General features: G+C 44.4%; 18 protein-coding genes and 1 pseudogene. 17 read left to right on the top strand and 2 right to left on the bottom strand.

Going from position 1 to position 15,267, the window contains the following annotated elements; all coding sequences use genetic code 11:
• The first annotated feature begins 22 nt into the window (after positions 1–22).
• The 9 genes from NYE69_RS30185 to NYE69_RS30145 all read left to right on the top strand — a co-directional run bounded on the left by NYE69_RS30185 (position 23) and on the right by NYE69_RS30145 (position 9,341).
• The gene (locus NYE69_RS30185; protein ID WP_328273193.1) at positions 23–598 is read left to right on the top strand and encodes an RDD family protein; all 576 of its coding nucleotides are present in this window, start codon (positions 23–25) and stop codon (positions 596–598) included.
• A gap of 23 nt (positions 599–621) precedes the next feature.
• Entirely contained in the window at positions 622–1,395 is a 774-nt protein-coding gene (locus tag NYE69_RS30180; RefSeq protein WP_316560586.1) for a DNA and RNA helicase, read from the top strand.
• A gap of 51 nt (positions 1,396–1,446) precedes the next feature.
• Positions 1,447–2,988 (top strand): contractile injection system protein, VgrG/Pvc8 family, encoded by a 1,542-nt coding sequence (locus tag NYE69_RS30175; protein WP_340929706.1) that lies wholly within the window; start codon positions 1,447–1,449, stop codon positions 2,986–2,988.
• Between the two features lie 22 nt (positions 2,989–3,010).
• Positions 3,011–4,150 (top strand): pentapeptide repeat-containing protein, encoded by a 1,140-nt coding sequence (locus NYE69_RS30170; RefSeq protein WP_328270891.1) that lies wholly within the window; start codon positions 3,011–3,013, stop codon positions 4,148–4,150.
• Positions 4,151–4,175: 25 nt separating this feature from the next.
• Positions 4,176–4,691, top strand: a complete 516-nt coding sequence (locus NYE69_RS30165; RefSeq protein WP_328270892.1) for a hypothetical protein — start codon at positions 4,176–4,178, stop codon at positions 4,689–4,691.
• A complete protein-coding gene (locus tag NYE69_RS30160; protein WP_036619887.1) occupies positions 4,691–5,335 on the top strand; it encodes a DUF4280 domain-containing protein in 645 nt (214 codons plus the stop codon). The genes NYE69_RS30165 and NYE69_RS30160 overlap by 1 nt, the downstream gene beginning before the upstream one ends.
• Before the next feature lie 18 nt (positions 5,336–5,353).
• Positions 5,354–8,542: an RNase A-like domain-containing protein gene (locus NYE69_RS30155; RefSeq protein ID WP_340929701.1), complete on the top strand. Its 3,189-nt coding sequence runs from the start codon at positions 5,354–5,356 to the stop codon at positions 8,540–8,542.
• Between the two features lie 209 nt (positions 8,543–8,751).
• A complete protein-coding gene (locus NYE69_RS30150) occupies positions 8,752–9,042 on the top strand; it encodes a hypothetical protein (protein ID WP_340929699.1) in 291 nt (96 codons plus the stop codon).
• Positions 9,043–9,185: 143 nt separating this feature from the next.
• Positions 9,186–9,341 (top strand): hypothetical protein, encoded by a 156-nt coding sequence (locus tag NYE69_RS30145; protein WP_340929696.1) that lies wholly within the window; start codon positions 9,186–9,188, stop codon positions 9,339–9,341.
• 385 nt (positions 9,342–9,726) lie between these two features.
• Here the strand turns inward: NYE69_RS30145 and NYE69_RS30140 are convergent.
• Positions 9,727–10,257 (bottom strand): annotated as a pseudogene (locus NYE69_RS30140) (transposase); the annotation flags it as partial.
• A 52-nt stretch (positions 10,258–10,309) separates the two neighbouring features.
• On the opposite strand from NYE69_RS30140, the gene NYE69_RS30135 reads away from it, so the two are divergent.
• From NYE69_RS30135 to NYE69_RS30110, 6 genes are all read left to right on the top strand, one after another.
• Positions 10,310–11,464 (top strand): restriction endonuclease fold toxin, encoded by a 1,155-nt coding sequence (locus NYE69_RS30135; protein WP_340929694.1) that lies wholly within the window; start codon positions 10,310–10,312, stop codon positions 11,462–11,464.
• A gap of 14 nt (positions 11,465–11,478) precedes the next feature.
• Entirely contained in the window at positions 11,479–11,883 is a 405-nt protein-coding gene (locus NYE69_RS30130) for an Imm7 family immunity protein (protein WP_340929692.1), read from the top strand.
• 185 nt (positions 11,884–12,068) lie between these two features.
• Positions 12,069–12,212: a hypothetical protein gene (locus NYE69_RS30125; RefSeq protein WP_340929690.1), complete on the top strand. Its 144-nt coding sequence runs from the start codon at positions 12,069–12,071 to the stop codon at positions 12,210–12,212.
• A gap of 21 nt (positions 12,213–12,233) precedes the next feature.
• Entirely contained in the window at positions 12,234–12,407 is a 174-nt protein-coding gene (locus NYE69_RS30120; RefSeq protein WP_340929686.1) for a hypothetical protein, read from the top strand.
• A 48-nt stretch (positions 12,408–12,455) separates the two neighbouring features.
• Positions 12,456–12,686: a hypothetical protein gene (locus NYE69_RS30115; RefSeq protein ID WP_340929683.1), complete on the top strand. Its 231-nt coding sequence runs from the start codon at positions 12,456–12,458 to the stop codon at positions 12,684–12,686.
• Positions 12,687–12,827: 141 nt separating this feature from the next.
• Positions 12,828–13,310, top strand: a complete 483-nt coding sequence (locus tag NYE69_RS30110) for a hypothetical protein (RefSeq protein WP_340929682.1) — start codon at positions 12,828–12,830, stop codon at positions 13,308–13,310.
• A 300-nt stretch (positions 13,311–13,610) separates the two neighbouring features.
• Here NYE69_RS30110 and NYE69_RS30105 read toward each other — a convergent pair whose 3' ends face one another.
• A complete protein-coding gene (locus NYE69_RS30105; RefSeq protein WP_340930583.1) occupies positions 13,611–13,817 on the bottom strand; it encodes a helix-turn-helix domain-containing protein in 207 nt (68 codons plus the stop codon).
• A 206-nt stretch (positions 13,818–14,023) separates the two neighbouring features.
• Here NYE69_RS30105 and NYE69_RS30100 point away from each other — a divergent pair, with 206 nt between their 5' ends.
• Together NYE69_RS30100 and NYE69_RS30095 are read left to right on the top strand one after the other, a co-directional pair.
• On the top strand, positions 14,024–14,317 hold the full coding sequence (locus tag NYE69_RS30100; RefSeq protein WP_340929680.1) for a DUF6809 family protein: 294 nt from the start codon (positions 14,024–14,026) through the stop codon (positions 14,315–14,317).
• Positions 14,318–14,524: 207 nt separating this feature from the next.
• The gene (locus NYE69_RS30095; RefSeq protein WP_340929679.1) at positions 14,525–15,232 is read left to right on the top strand and encodes a GntR family transcriptional regulator; all 708 of its coding nucleotides are present in this window, start codon (positions 14,525–14,527) and stop codon (positions 15,230–15,232) included.
• The last annotated feature ends 35 nt before the right edge of the window (positions 15,233–15,267 follow it).

The following is a 15,267-nucleotide window of genomic DNA, read 5'->3' as shown; positions in this document are numbered from 1 at the left end:
GATGGATGAGGGGAATAAACGGATGTACGCGGGATTTTGGAAGAGGCTTGCTGCTTATCTTTTGGATTTTATCATTTCGTATTTTCTCGTTTTGGGGGTTAGACTGTTGGGCATGGCCATCCGAAGCATTTTTGGCTGGTGGCCGGCTTCCGATAGCGAGATTTCTCCATCCGATATAAATCCGGTTAATGTGCTCCTTAGCTTGGGACTCTCTTTTCTGTGGTTTTCCGTTATTAAATGGCTGTACTACGCGATTATGGAGTCTTCCAAACTGCAGGGGACGCTTGGGAAGATGGCTTTGGGCATTGCCGTGGTAGACGGGCAAAACGGGAGAGTTTCGTTCTGGCGGGCCAGCGGGAGATTTTGGGCGCAGTTCTTGTCGATTTTGACGGTGACGGTCGGTTACATGATGGCCGGATTTACGGAAAAGAAGCAAGCACTGCACGACAAGATCGCCAGGACCTATGTCGTCAACAAGAAGGCGCTTGAATACGGTCAGGGGCTAACCAGGCAGGGAAATCCAGCGGCGCACACTCACGCGAATGCCGCCGCATTGTTGGAAGCTTTTGAAGAAGTAAGACAAGCTCGTAACCGATAGAAACCGAAAGGAGGAGGATGCCTTTGTTTACCCACATCGCGCCGAAGTTTGAGAAGGGACGTATTTTGAAGACGGCGATGCTGGAGAATCTGCGGGACTTCCCGCGCGAATTCGCGGATATCTACTACCAGGATTATGCGGACGGCGTCGTGACGGGGGCGGAGGTCAAGGTTGGCCCGGACACGCTGACGATTCATCCCGGCATCGTAAAGCACAAAGGGCGTTTATACTCGCTGAGCGAACCGGCCGTGCTGGCGTATCAGACCACCGGTCGGGAGACCGCCGTCAAGGTTCGCTTCCTGGAGGGGAAGGAAGACAGCGACTGGAGTGTGTACCGGAGCGAAATTGTGCTGGACGAGCGGGTGGAAGCGGGGCCGGCGGAGCTGGAGTTGTGCCGGTTCAAACTCAAGGAAGGCGCCCGGCTGCGCCAGGATTACCAGAACTTCCGGGACCTCGCCACGGAATATAACACCGTCAACCTGCTGCATGTTCCCATCGCCGCTTACGGGCAAAGTACCGTCTCTCCGGTCGTGATGCGCTTGTTCGGCGACGAACTGCTGCGCCGGGGAAGCGCCGAACCGCAGGACCTTGCGTTTGCCATGATGTGCTTAAACGAAGGCACCCTCCACCGCGGCGTGATCCTGCACTACATCGCGGGCCGCCTCGGCATCGCGTACAAGGATTACGGCAACGCGGACATCCACAAATACCTGGCCCGCATCCTGGACAGCGCCCGCGGCGGCGGCCACCGGATGGGCATGAGCCCGGGCGGCGGGGGAAGGGTGATTGTGGATTAGGGGAAAGCAGGTTGTGAAAATAAACCCGATTGAGCAAAGGAGATGAGTTGAATGTCGTCATCATCTATTGTCGCCTACAATACACTGAAAATCGCTCCATTTGAAATCAGGCTCCACGAGGTAAAGCTGACTAAAACTATCGATGATCACGCGAGGCTAACCTTTACCGGGATTATCCCGGAAGAGAAAGAGGATCAGTATGTGAAAATGGCGGGCGAGCAGACGGATGTGGAGCTCCAATACACCGATGAAAACGGAAAGAACAAAACGCTGTTTCATGGCATGCTCTTAAAGCTGTTTGTAAGAGTGGATCGGGACGTTTATTGGCTGGAGGCCGAAGCGGTGTCTCATACCTATACGATGGATATCAAGCTGGAAAACCGCGCTTTTCAGAATAAGTCCTTGCTCATTGAGGATGTGATGAAGGAAGTCGGAGGGCGCTATGCCAAAGCCGATTTTAACAACACGTATACGGAAAAGCGCAAGCTGGGCGCATTTACGCTGCAGTATCAGGAAACCGATTGGCAGTTTCTGAAACGTTTGGCGTCACATTATCACGCCCCGCTTGTTCCGGTTTCAACTTACGATCATATTGCCGTGTACCTGGGAATACCGGAACACCGTGATGCCGGGCCAATTCAGGCCACCCACTACAAAGTATATAAGGATTTACTGGCCTATAAAAATGCCGGCGCCTCAGGGGAATCCGGACTTCACGAGTCCGACTTTATCTGTTATGAAGTCGTGCTTGATCTGGTGCTGGAGCTTGGAGATATGGTCACGTTCAACAAGCAGAAGCTGCATGTTTTTGAGGTCCATACGGAAATGACCCGCGGTGTCTTGACTCATAAATATGTCCTTTGCCGGAAAAAAGCCGGATACAAACGTAAAATGTACAATTCCAAAATCATCGGTGCGTCAATCCAAGGAAACGTCATGGCTGTAGTTCGGGACGAGGTCAAAGTGAAGCTGGACTGTGACCAGGGTTGGAGCATGGATACCGCCTGGTTATTCCCATACTCGACGATGTATGCTTCCGAAGACCAAACGGGCTGGTATGCTATGCCGGAGAAGGGCGATGATGTGCGGATTTATTTCCCCGGCTCGAACGAAGCCGAAGGCATCGCGCTTAGCAGCGTGCGCAAGAAGCTGCCGGCCGAAGCCATGGGCGGCGGAAAAAGCGGAGGCGGATCGGGCAATGTCACCACAACCGTCGTCAAACAGGAGACACTCCAGCCGATCATCCATTATGACAACGATTTAAAAAATTTAAAGGACGACTTGATGGCGGATCCGGATACCAAGTTCCTGCTTACCCCCACAGGACAGAAAATTATGTTTGAGAAAGACAAAATCACCATTGTCGGGGCGGGGGAAGGTGCCGCGATTACGTTAACGAACGACGGAACGATTATTTTGAACAGCAGCAACAAAATCACCCTTCAGACCGGGAAGCAGATTGAAATGGAGGGACAGAGCATTATGATGGTTGCCAATCAGATCGAGATGTCTACTGAAGGAGGTTTTGGCGGAATCAAGATTGACCAGGGACAGGTCGTTGTCAGGGGCGTCGAGGTTTTGATGGAAAAATAATAAACGGAAGCAGGGAAGCGGCATGAATTCACAAGAAGCGTGGGAACGGTTTGTCGAGGTAGATGCACTTCCACAGCGAACGGAAAGCCTACGGGCATTACACGATTACTTCTGTGAACATAAGGATCAGATCGCGCAGCAGTTGACGGAATGTTTTGATTCGTTTTGCCGGCATATTGCGGAGCAGCAAACGGCTGGCTCTATAGGGAAGTGCGCCAATATTCACCTCTCTCTTCTGCGAACCAGACTGCCGGAAGGCCATCTCGAGTATATGTTCGAAGCTTTTGACTCGTCGTCCGCCGATCAGATTAAGATCACGCCTTTCAGGTATCGAGCGGACTGGATCTATGAGTTTCTAAATACCTGGTCTCAATATTGTGAGGAACAGCGCAGAAAGTTTGCCATGCAAATTCCATTACCCTTGCTGGAAGCATGGATGCATGAGCAAATTCCCCTTTTCCATGAATATATGACCCATGCTATGCGTTATGCCATGGAGCGAGTCAGCGAGTTGTCCTCGTTTTGCAGCCTGCAAAAAGATGTTTCTTTTGAAGTGCGGGTAGGGGAGTTTCGAGATTCCAGGCAAACGGAATCGGTCTACCGTATCAACGAAATCCAGAGGTTATCCGTAAGCTGTAAAGGCTGGCTGGAAAGCTTAATTGAGCAGGGATATATTTACGAGCATATCCAGGGTGTGGATGTGTCAGGCGGAAATTTTGCCGGGATTAACCTGAACTATGCCCGGTTAGAACAGGTTAATTTCAGCCATTGTATCGTCCAAAACAGCTATTTGATCGGAACACGGTTCCAGCAATGCGATTGTCGAGGGTCCGATTTTCGCGGCTCCGTGATGATGGATGCGGATTTTCGTGATTGTGACCTGGAAGAAGCGTGGTTTGATCAAGTATACGCGGTTCGGGATTTAATGAATGAGGCCCGCGGCGTGATTTTCGGCGTTCACGGCGTATGTTTTCAGCGAGCTAATCTGACAAACGCCAGCTTTCGCGATGCCCAAGTGGCTGGGGACTTCACCTATGCTGAACTGGACGGCGTTGATTTTACCGGAGCGGACCTGACAGGCAGCCGTATGCTGCGGCGGGATGCTGAGCGGACAGCTTTAAGTGAAGAGCAGCGCAGCAGCATTTGTTGGGTAGAGGAATAGGTGATGGGTGAGAGGTGGTGAAGCAGTGGAGTATTTTGTCGTCGGTCATGACTCGCGTCTGGATGCGATGGGCGGGAATATTTTGTTCCCGGAGCGGGTATTAAGCGGGTTTGCGGCAGCTGAGGATTATGAAATGGCGTTTGTCCGGAAAGGGAGAAAACTGGAATACCGGAGTGTCATTGAACTTCCAGTGTTTCTCGTTTCCGCACAGGTACGCGAAATTTTGAGTCAATGTGAACCTAACTTAGCCTACAAAACCCTCGTGGTCACGGACCAGACAACCTATACCCAAGTGTATTTTTGCTTGATCGATGTCCCCAAGGTGGATTGTATCTCACAAACGCACTCGGTAATCGAGCGGGGAATGGTCAGAGAGGCCGTTTTGGAGGAGGAGAAAATAAGCGGACTTCGTATGTTTTGGGCAGCAGGATTGCCGTTCCCGGGTCTAATTGTGCGTCTGGATGTGGCGGAAGCTTTGTTAAGACATAACTTGTATGGACTAAACCTACGAAGAATATGTTCGAAAGCAGGTGAAGCGTAATGAGCGGTACTTATAATCAGGCTAAATTAATTATGTTAAGTAAAGCAAGGATTAACGAGTTGAACACAGCGTGGAGAGATACGGAAACCTATATCACAAGCGGGGCATATATGCAATGTTCTTGCGGGACACACGAAGAGGTACTTAATAGAGTCACTAATAATGGAGTATACATTAATAAAAATCCAATGATGACTGTCAGGGATTGTAAGGTATCTACATCGAGAATCAAAGAGGGGGACAAGGCATTAGAGGAACTTGAAGGAAATATTGACGGGAACTTGTATTCTTTTGGTTACTGTCGAAGTGACCGTCATCCTGCATTTATAAAAGGAGAACAAACCGCTCCCGGCGCATATAGAGGCGAAGTAGATTATGATGTTGATTCCAGGACTAATATACCAGGAAAATTTATTTATCCATGCATCCCGGAATTTGCCACAAGTCTATCTGGTCCTACTGCCGATAGCAGCATGTGTATACAACCGGAGTGGCAGAATGGCAGCAAAACCGTATCGATCGATGGTGTACCTGTCTTAACGAGCAAATCTTGCCTGACTTGTGTAAAAGGCGGGCAGATCACCTTTTTAACAAATGGAATGGACATGCCTCCTTTGGAATTTGTCAAGCATTACGTGAAGTGATGAAGGAAGGTGAAGGGGATGGAGGAATGGTTTGAGGGGGACGGCTTTCGCTTAAAGTGGCCGTATCCGATTCAAGCGGTTCGCAGCTTGCGAGTGGAGCAGAAGTTTAATGAGCATACCCGGTGTACTTTAACCGTTGCGATGACGGATGAACAAGCCGAGCGGTGCATGATCGAAGCGGGATTTGAAGATAGCCTGCTCATTTGCAAACCCGGAAACCCACAGGATGAACATTGGTTTGCCGGGGGGATCTCGAACCTGGAGATGACGATGGAGGACGGAATTCCGAGTGTCACCGTAGAGGCGCTCTCCCGATCTTACGAGATGGATGTGCGGCGGAAGAGCCGTTCGTATCAAAACAAACAAACCACATACACCCAAGTGATTAAGGGACTAACTGAAGGCTACCGGAAAGGGGATGCGCAGAACGAAGCGACGGAACCGGGGGCTGTGCTTGGCGAACTGGTTGTGCAGTACCAGGAAACAGACTGGCAGTTTATGAAGCGGCTCGCTTCCCGCCTGGGGACGGTGATTTTACCGGATACGACGATGGATGCGGCGCGGATTTATTTTGGCGTACCGGATTTTTCCTGGGGGAAGGATCTTAAAGCAACGCAGTACTCGATGGAGCAAAACCAGGAAAGCTACTTGAGGTATCGGGAACAAGCCGCGGAAAATGGGGCCAAAATTCCGTCTGAAGCAGACTGGATCAGTTACCGGGCAAGGTCGAACCAATACTTCAGAGTTGGGGAGAATGTCGGGTTCAAGCGTCAGATCTGGGTGATCGCCGGATCGGTCATTACCTACGATAAAGGAACCATTCAATATGAATACGTGCTGGTCAAGCGGCAAGCGCTTCGCCGCAAGTCCCGCTTAAACAAGGCGATCCAAGGCGTAGCGTTGGAAGGCCGCGTGTTGAAACGGGCTAACAACATGGTAAAGGTTCATCTGGACATCGATAAGGAGCACGACGAATCGGGGAACTGGTGGTTCCCGTATTCGCCGGAAGGGAATAACATCTTTCATTGCCTGCCGGATGAAGGGGCGAGGATTAAGGTTTATTTCCCAAGCGGCATTGAGAAACAAGCGATAGCCATTAACTCGGTTCGTGGCGGCAGCGAGGAAATGAAGACGCGAACGGTTTTCCAGAAACCGACGACCAAAGTCTTTCATATGCCCGGGGATGCCAAGATGGAACTGGGCGATGACGGGGTGCTGTTTGAGAAAAATACGGTAAGCCTCAAATTAGATGGTGAAAATATTCGTTTATCTGCGGAAGAGAACATTGTGCTGATCGCGGTCAATACCGTTGAGCTGACCAAGACGGAATCGGCGTCCAAATTGGAATCGATTCGGATGAAGGCCAAGAGTGTCATTACGCACATGACGAATAAGGAGCAATTCGTTGAAATCGCGGGCAACCGGGTGCTCATTCAAAACAAAAAGGTGAACTTCGAGAAGGTTGACATGAACATCTTGGACATGCTGACGGATGAAGAACTCGAGGAGACTTATATTGAATATTTGTTAGAGAATGGGGCTATGCTCGAAGCCTACGGAGAAGCATTAACGAATAACGAAATCGTATATGATGATTATGATGCCTATAAGAATTTTGGTAAGGAAACTAAAAAAGTAGACTTGTCGCGAGAAACTGTAAGAAAGAAATTAACTGAAAAGATACAAAGCGATCCCGATTCAAAGAACACCGTGCGTAATGCCCTGAAAGGTCTAAAGGAAGCCGAGGCCCAGTCATATTATCTAAAAACAAATCGCCCGCCGGCAACAGACGGCAAAGGGGAAGAGAGAACAAATGATGAGATAAAGCAGGCTCACCAGGAATACGAGGCTGCCTATAAAAACTACAACATGATGAAGCGGGTTCAATATGATCTGAAAAAAGAAGCAGAAGGGCCGCCATCCTTTATGCTGGCGGAGAAAGCTCCGCCAAAGCAACAATTTCCGGGAATATTGGATGTTACCAAGGTGGTCGAGGAGGAACAATCACCAGAATATGAAGCGCTGAAGGACGAAATGCGCAAAAAAATGAACGGGGAGACAGCAGAAAAATTGACCCCGCTCGCCCAAGCAATGAATGCGCTAGGCCAAGGCTTGGAAAATAGCGATTTCTGGCTGGAGAACGTCATTCCCAAGAAACCGGATTATTTCAGCAAAAGGGATGAAACGGTTACCTACCTCTCGCGACTGAACTTTCTAAATACGGTTACTGTTCCCCAGAAACAAGCCGCAGCGCTCGGCATATTATTCGGTGTTGTCGCCATCGTGTTGGCGCTCCCAACGATGGGGAGTTCCTTGTATATAGCAGCCATTGGAGCCGCAGAAATCGCAGTGGGTGCCATGCAGATTAAAATAAGTTCAGATAAACTACGTGATCTGAACGCAGGGAACAACTATAGCAGTCCGAAAGTATTCGGGCTGGATCAGGAAGCAGTGAATACGGCAGATATCGTGGTAAGTTTAGTTGGCTTATCCGTCTTGTTCAAACCCAACTTGAAAGCCGCCGATACATTTAAGGATAGCCAAAGACTAGCGGCCCTTAAAGAAACCGCAGGTAATAAATACGCAAACTTCAAGAATACAATGAAAGATGCTAATATTAATCTGAATCCGCGGAATTATAATCTGGAATGGGAAAAAGCACCAGCGTTGAATACCGGATATGGTTCAGTGGGTAGGGGATTTGGTAGATTCCGTCTTGATCGTGTTGCGGACGAGCCGTTTATTCAGTTTAGTAAGAGTGGCGGTGGGGGGACGGGTAGAACTGTTGATGATATTATTGAAGATGCAAGTAAGTTATCTGATCAAGATATAAAGAATATGTTGCTTTCTAAAACTGGTCACGCTTATGATCATCATATAGGTAAATCTTTTGAGGAAATAAAAAAAATTGCTGCTGATGATTCTAAGGCTTGTTCTACATTTTTTGATGAGGCTACAGCTATGAAAGCAATAAGAGAGTCGTTATCAAACCCAAGTAACGCAAAAAAAATTAAAGAGTGGCTTGAAAAAGAGAAACCAGCGAATTTGAAACTTGAGCAGTTCCATGGATATGAGTTGGGATTTGGAGTTAAGCCATCATCAATAACTAGAGTAAAGGGATTAAAAGTGTCTACTATATACTTACTAAAAGATACAACACAAAAAATTGGATTTAGAATTAACACCGCATTCCCCAAAATACAGTAAAGGATAACTACTTAGGCGCAACTCTGATATTGATCAATCAAGATATATTGCATATAGATAAAGATATAATGTTGATAAGGTTAATATTGGATTTTATATCTCTAATTGGATGTCAAATACTTCTTGATGGAACACAATATCTTGTGCAATATCCTATTTCTATATACATTGAAGTAGGTACTTGAGTAATTACAGTAAAGGAGAAAATAATGAACGAGCACGTGAGTTTGGAAACTTATAAATACTTTATTGATGCTTATTTTAATATGAGTTACAGATGGGCTGATCTTGAAATGACCATTAATGATTTTTTTGAACTTGAAAGTAAAGAAGAAGTGGAGAAATTATTGGAAGAAGTAAATTTTATAAAAAAAATGGATGATTGGGAATATTTAAGGAAAATAAATATTGAAACAACAGGAATTTACTATGATGAGGCTAGAAATAAAGAATTTATACAGATATTAATTGATAGATTAACAGAAAAATTAAAAGATTAGTGAATTGTGGTCATATCAATGGTTTAATCATTCAAGGTTTGTTCCAACTCTGTGAGTAGGAATGAGCCTTTCTTATTTGGGTTTAGAAAGGAAGAGCTAGTGTGATTAGCCCATGATTTAGGAAACAGTAGGAGGAGTTTGGTTTGGAAGAGATTAAGGAATATTGGAATCATAAATTTTTAAAATATGAGAAAAAAGAATTAGAAAAGTATGGATTTCAAGAAGATACAGTTGAGTTATTAATTATGATAATAGTTCTTTATTATTGCAGGCATATTCTGAAGATGAAATTTCTATAAATAATGAAAAAGTCTTTTTTAGTGAATGGGAAAAAGAAATGGGGGTAATAAAAGCAGTCTCTTATATCTAACTTAAGTTGATTGAATACTGAGTGCAAGATAATGCATGAATTTGTATCATAATAGTATAACGTTGAAGAGTAGATTATGGTTAGATACCACCATAATTAACCTTCTTTTGTTACAACTAGCGCTGTTATTTTTATTCTGTAATTGTACAGCTTGCCCGAACACACATTCTTGATTTTTTAAGGTTCACGTCCATTAAATAAAATAAAAAGCCGCTCAAAAGTGAGAGCCCTGCAAAAGCCTCGCTTAAATGGTAGTTAGGGCTCAAAACTGAAAAAAGATACGATGCTATGGAAAAAGCAGCTTCATCCTCACCCGAGGATATGGGCTGCTTTTGCTCTTTTAACTTCACCATCCGTTTTACGTTTACATCAAACGCGGTGAGGTAGGCTTGTACTCACATGCGGAAGAGACCATGGTAGCTGGCTGTATCCATACCGTGGAATCTCTTCATTTCCGCTTTCTTGTGTTCAATGATCGGTCTTCGCTTGATTCGTTCCTTGAATGTATCACTGAATTCGAACTCGAACTGTTCCTTATAGTGTTCAGCCATGATTCGAATCGAGTAAGTCTTGCTCTTGGCGCCCGGCTTGTAGCATCCTTCACGCAACGGACAGGTTTTTCATTTCTCGACGTCAAAGTAAAAGACGAGCGAACGGCTCTCTCCGCTGGTTTTGCTACCTTGAATCGCCTTGCGTTTACTTCGCTCTCCGGCCGGACAAACGACGAAATCGGCATCCTTGTTATATTCAACCCTTCCTGACTCTCGCCCCTTCGTGGACAGTAGGGTTTAATGGTACGACAGGCGAATGGTTTCCTTCTTCATTCTGGCCAGATTATCCTTACCGTCCTACATATTGTGTCAAGGGTACTTAACGAAACCTATCGGATGACTGATTGTGTTCGGTGTAAGCCCTGTTTTTCTAGCCAACTTGACATTTCTCTCTGTTCTTAAGTTTTCCCCGCTCGCCCAAGCAATGAATGCGCTAGGCCAAGGCTTGGAAAATAGCGATTTTTGGCTGGAGAACGTCATTCCCAAGAAACCGGATTATTTCAGCAAAAGGGATGAAACGGTTACCTATCTCTCGCGATTGAACTTTCTAAATACGGTTACTGTTCCCCAGAAACAAGCCGCAGTGCTCGGCATATTATTCGGTGTTGTCGCCATTGTGTTGGCGCTCCCAACGATGGGAAGTTCCTTGTATATAGCAGCCATTGGAGCCGCAGAAATCGCAGTGGGTGCCATGCAGATTAAAATAAGTTCAGATAAACTACGTGATCTGAACGCAGGGAACAACTATAGCAGTCCGAAAGTATTCGGGCTGGATCAGGAAGCAGTGAATACGGCAGATATCGCGGTAAGTGTAGTTGGATTATCCATCTTGTTCAAACCCAATAACTTAAAAGCCGCCGATCAATTTAAGGATAGCCAAAGACTAGCGGCCCTTAAAGAAACCGCAGGTAATAAATACGCAAACTTCAAGAATACAATGAAAGATGCTAATATTAATCTGAATCCACGGAATTATAGGGTAAGATGGAAAGAAGCACCAGCTTTGAATACCGGATATGGTTCAGTGGGTAGGGGATTTGGTAGATTCCGTCTTGATCGTGTTGCGGACGAGCCGTTTATTCAGTTTAGTAAGAGTGGCGGTGGGAGGGCACCTAGATCTCTTTCTGAGGGGACGCCAAAAGCTAATGGACAGTATTCAGGTGAATTGATAAAGGTCCCCAAGGAAGATGAAGCTGCGGACTTGTTAGCCCAAAGATTAGGTGGAGAATCCAGGGTGAAATTTAGTAATGATCCTAATGGACGAGAATTTGATACAGTTAGCAATCAGTATATTGCACAAACCAAGCCGCCACTGAAAAGTTTAGATAAGCAGTTCAGAAAACAGGCAAAAGCTACGATAGAAGCGGCTATTGAGACAGACAGGAAAGCTTATTTTCATTTTGAAGGTGTACCCGATGATAGAGTACTTCGGCAACTCAAAGAGTATGCTGAAAGATACGGAGTGGAGATAATTATTGATACCAAACCCTTAAAACCATGAGAGGACGGATAGAAATGTATGAATATCACGGATGGGTAACTATCAGAGAGAGCTCTTCATTTGAGGATGATGATCAAAAGTACTCGTTAATTATTCAAGAGATTCGGAAGTATTTCGATGAGTTAGAATGGACTTCTGGTGTTTTGGATTTAAGAGCGGTAAATGGTGATTTTCAAGTTTGGATTGCAGGTCTTAATAATCATAGGCCTGCGGGAAAACATAATCCAATTAACGTATTAAGACAGGTGGGAATATTGGCGCCAGGCTCCTATGGACTTTTATACGTAAGAGATAGTGATGACGAGGATTTTTTCAATGAGTTCAAGGTATACACATTAATTCGAGGAGAAGTAATGGAGCGTAATGATCCCTTCTTGTCTCCATTTATACCTAGAATTGAAGATGATTACGAGGATTAATACAGTCAGGGATTTTTCAACAATTAGGGTTTACAACTCCAACAGCAACCCATACAATACAAACAACAAACCAAACACTAAACAATTAACAAACACTTGATAAACTTTCAAAGCTCTTTCCCACTTGAATTAAGAGTAGGAATGAGCTTTTTTTGCATGCCCAAAATCAAAGGAGGACAAAACGAATGGTAAAAGAAGTACAGGCAGTAGCAGAGGAAACAGGATTAATTGCACAGGCTCAAGCAGAGTATGGAGCAATTAGAGTACAAATCGCGGAGCATTACCAGCAAACCAGAGAGTTAAGAAACCAAGCGGACAAGCTGAAATAGTCAGGACGAACCGATGCACAAGTGATGACAAAAGTAAATCAGTTGCTTGACCAAGTAGAACGGCTGACCTCGTTAGCAGACCAGCAATATGATCATGCTAGGCTGGAAGCGATTCGCAACATGAATGAACTTGAAATTGAAGCTTCTGTGTTGAAGGAGGAGATTGCCTATAACGAAAATATGTTGGCTCGATAACAAACGGTGGGGGGATGGGAAAAGTAAGATAAGAACCGAAGGAAAAAAATGATATATACGAATGAATTCGGTAATGACATAGGGGAAGTAGCAGTCGATGTAAAAAAAATTGGTCGTTTGCAGGGTACTGGCATACAGTTAAAAGTGCAAGATGGTACAATAGCAGGAGATATAGATGTTCTAACGGATTCTCACATTATTGAGGTTAAAAAGTCTCTAGGTGCATTAAGTAAAAAGCAAATTGATAAGTTGACTAATCTATTAAATGAAAAACTTTAATTATGATAACAGGGAAGTTATTGTTTATATTGAAGATGTTACAGTAAAAAATAAAACGCAAGCAGACCTAGTTAAGATGCTAGAGGATAAGGGAATCAAAATAATAAGTACATCAAGCGAATTATGGGAGGTATTGAGTAAGTGAGTTCTGTAATTATTCTAAAAAATATAGAAAACTATTCACCCGAACAAGCAGTGGAGGCTTCTAAGCAAGCAGCAAGAAGAGCAGGTATGTTTTGTTTTTTATTAAAGTTTAAATATAGTAACGGTAATTTTTTATCTGCAGAGGAAACGTTATCAGAAGTCGATGAAGTTACGTTTCAAAATACTGAAAATAAAGATAGTCTCAAGTATTTTACATTTAATGCAAATAACATTGAAGAAGACTCATACGATAGTTTTACATGGTTGACACAAAATAAATACTACTTTTGGGCTATAGATATAGAAAATATAAATCATGAGTACGAATTTATTTATAGTTTTGTAATAGAGTACTTTAAGGAAAACAGTGAGGATTATTTATGGTTTGATGATGATGATTGGTATTATACTGCTGATGATATACTTAAACTAAGTCACATGCCATATAACCATGAGTGGTGCAGTAAAAAAATTGTGTGAAATTTACTGGCTCTAAACCAAAAGTAGCACTTGACGATAAGTAAGGCGCAGCCCCGTAAGCGAGTTGTCATGCGTAATAATCCTTAGCTAATAGTGGATGTAATCGCAGAGTATCTATTAACGGTTTTGTGTAGATTAGGGCTTATTCCAACTTGTGAGTAGGAATAAGCCTTTTTTGCTATAACTAAGGATTATCGCTTAACTTACTTAATAATATAGGAGTTCCTTTTTGGAAATTTTGCTAATTGGACTGACGCTCCCGTTACCTTTATGCTTACGTTAGCCTATAGCTATATTTGTTTAGTCGTCTTCCATTACAAGAAGTTCGTGTAAGCTGATGTTGAGTGTTTTGCAAATCTGTTCCAGAGTGTCAAAATAGGCAGCATTGACTTTATCGGAGCAAAGATGACTAATCGTACTTGGTCGGATATTCATTCTGCGGGCGAGTTCTCGCTGACTCATTCCCCGTTCTTCTAAGATTTCTTTTAAACGAAGCCGTATTGGCATTGAATAATTTCCCCCATAACGTTTTTTCGTTTCAAGTATTAATACTTTCTTCATGATATCATGAAAATCCTCTTGAGTGTAACGGCGTACCGTGATACAATAAAAATACGATACGGAACACCGTTACACTACATAATAAATCAACTACTTATTGCGTAATTCTCTCCTTCAAGTAACACCAAAATCCCCCTGAAAGGAAGATGGAAATGAAAAGCATGCTGGAAGCATTATATTGTGGTGAATTTCGCCCGGAAGAGAAGATCGTCCCGAGAGATCCCGAGTTCCGTAGAATAAGAAGAGAGATATCCGAAGCCAAAGGAATGTGGAAAGGGAAGCTGTCTGCCGATAATTTCAACCAGCTTGAAACGCTGCTCGATTTGTACAGACAGACCGAGTCGATGCAGGCTACATCTTCTTTCGTAAACGGGTTTCAGCTTGGGGCGTTAATGATGATGGAAATATACGCGGCTAAGGAAGAACTTATTTATGGTTTAAGGTAATTTGCGGTAACACTTGGCACTTCTAAAAGCTTGTTTCTACTTTTATGGTGGGAGCAAGCTTTTTTAGCTATGAGGCAAAATTGGTTTAGGCTATTTATGTTCGGTTCTTTACCAAGTATTCAATGTTACCGTAATATTAAAGTTTGATTCCAAGGCTTGCATACTAGTATAATAATCTTATCGCAGTACATTAGGTAAGGTGAGAATATGAATTTACCGAACATTTCCAAAAACAGGAACACCCTGTCCGATCATGCTTATCAGGTTATCCGGGGGGCCATTGTTACGCTGCAGTTGGAACCCGGGCAGCTCGTATTTGAATCGGAGTTAGGCAGCACATTGGGAGTAAGCCGGACACCGATCAGGGAGGCTTTCCGCCGTTTGATGACAGAAGAGTTAATCGAGATCCTGCCGCAGCGCGGCGCCCGAATCGCATATATGTCCAAGAAGAAGATTGAGGAGGCTCGCTTTGTACGCGTAAGTCTTGAGGTGAGCGCTTTTAAAGAAGCGGCCAAGAAGTGGAACGCAAACGATGCTGCCTTCGAGAAGGGGTATCAGCAGATCAAGGGGATTTTGGAAGAGCATCGAAAAATCATTGATGAACAAAACTTCGATAGGTTCCTTGAGCTTGATGAGAGCTTCCACAGTGCGGTATTGGAGCTTACGGGAAATTCCACGTTGATATCGATCATCAATCAAATGCGCGGCCATTTAAACCGCATGCGGTATTTAGAGCTGTTGGAAACGAAGCATATGAATCAGCTTGTGAGTGAACACGAGGCTATATTCGAAGCCATAACCGTTAATGATGAAGAGAAAACGGAACGACTGCTCAGAGAGCACATTACGTCGCTTGAATATTGCACACCGGATTTGGTTAAGAAGTACTCGCATTATTTTCAAAGCGTAGAATGAAAAAAAGAACCGAAAGCGATAGGCGCTCGGTTCTT

The sequence above is a fragment of the Paenibacillus sp. FSL R5-0527 genome (assembly GCF_038008055.1).
GTDB classification, from domain to species: Bacteria; Bacillota; Bacilli; order Paenibacillales; family Paenibacillaceae; genus Fontibacillus; species Fontibacillus macerans.
The sequence above is the reverse complement of the archived record's forward strand: the minus strand, read 5'-3'. Positions and strand labels throughout refer to the sequence as shown.

Coding starts and splice junctions, on each gene's coding strand:
- NYE69_RS30150 (WP_340929699.1), top strand. CDS start 8,752: ATGAACGAGCACGTGAGTTTGGAAACTTATAAATACTTTATTGATGCT.
- NYE69_RS30105 (WP_340930583.1), bottom strand. CDS start 13,817: ATGCCAATACGGCTTCGTTTAAAAGAAATCTTAGAAGAACGGGGAATG.
- NYE69_RS30185 (WP_328273193.1), top strand. CDS start 23: ATGTACGCGGGATTTTGGAAGAGGCTTGCTGCTTATCTTTTGGATTTT.
- NYE69_RS30100 (WP_340929680.1), top strand. CDS start 14,024: ATGAAAAGCATGCTGGAAGCATTATATTGTGGTGAATTTCGCCCGGAA.
- NYE69_RS30125 (WP_340929690.1), top strand. CDS start 12,069: ATGGTAAAAGAAGTACAGGCAGTAGCAGAGGAAACAGGATTAATTGCA.
- NYE69_RS30170 (WP_328270891.1), top strand. CDS start 3,011: ATGAATTCACAAGAAGCGTGGGAACGGTTTGTCGAGGTAGATGCACTT.
- NYE69_RS30160 (WP_036619887.1), top strand. CDS start 4,691: ATGAGCGGTACTTATAATCAGGCTAAATTAATTATGTTAAGTAAAGCA.
- NYE69_RS30095 (WP_340929679.1), top strand. CDS start 14,525: ATGAATTTACCGAACATTTCCAAAAACAGGAACACCCTGTCCGATCAT.
- NYE69_RS30155 (WP_340929701.1), top strand. CDS start 5,354: ATGGAGGAATGGTTTGAGGGGGACGGCTTTCGCTTAAAGTGGCCGTAT.
- NYE69_RS30115 (WP_340929683.1), top strand. CDS start 12,456: ATGATATATACGAATGAATTCGGTAATGACATAGGGGAAGTAGCAGTC.
- NYE69_RS30130 (WP_340929692.1), top strand. CDS start 11,479: ATGTATGAATATCACGGATGGGTAACTATCAGAGAGAGCTCTTCATTT.
- NYE69_RS30175 (WP_340929706.1), top strand. CDS start 1,447: ATGTCGTCATCATCTATTGTCGCCTACAATACACTGAAAATCGCTCCA.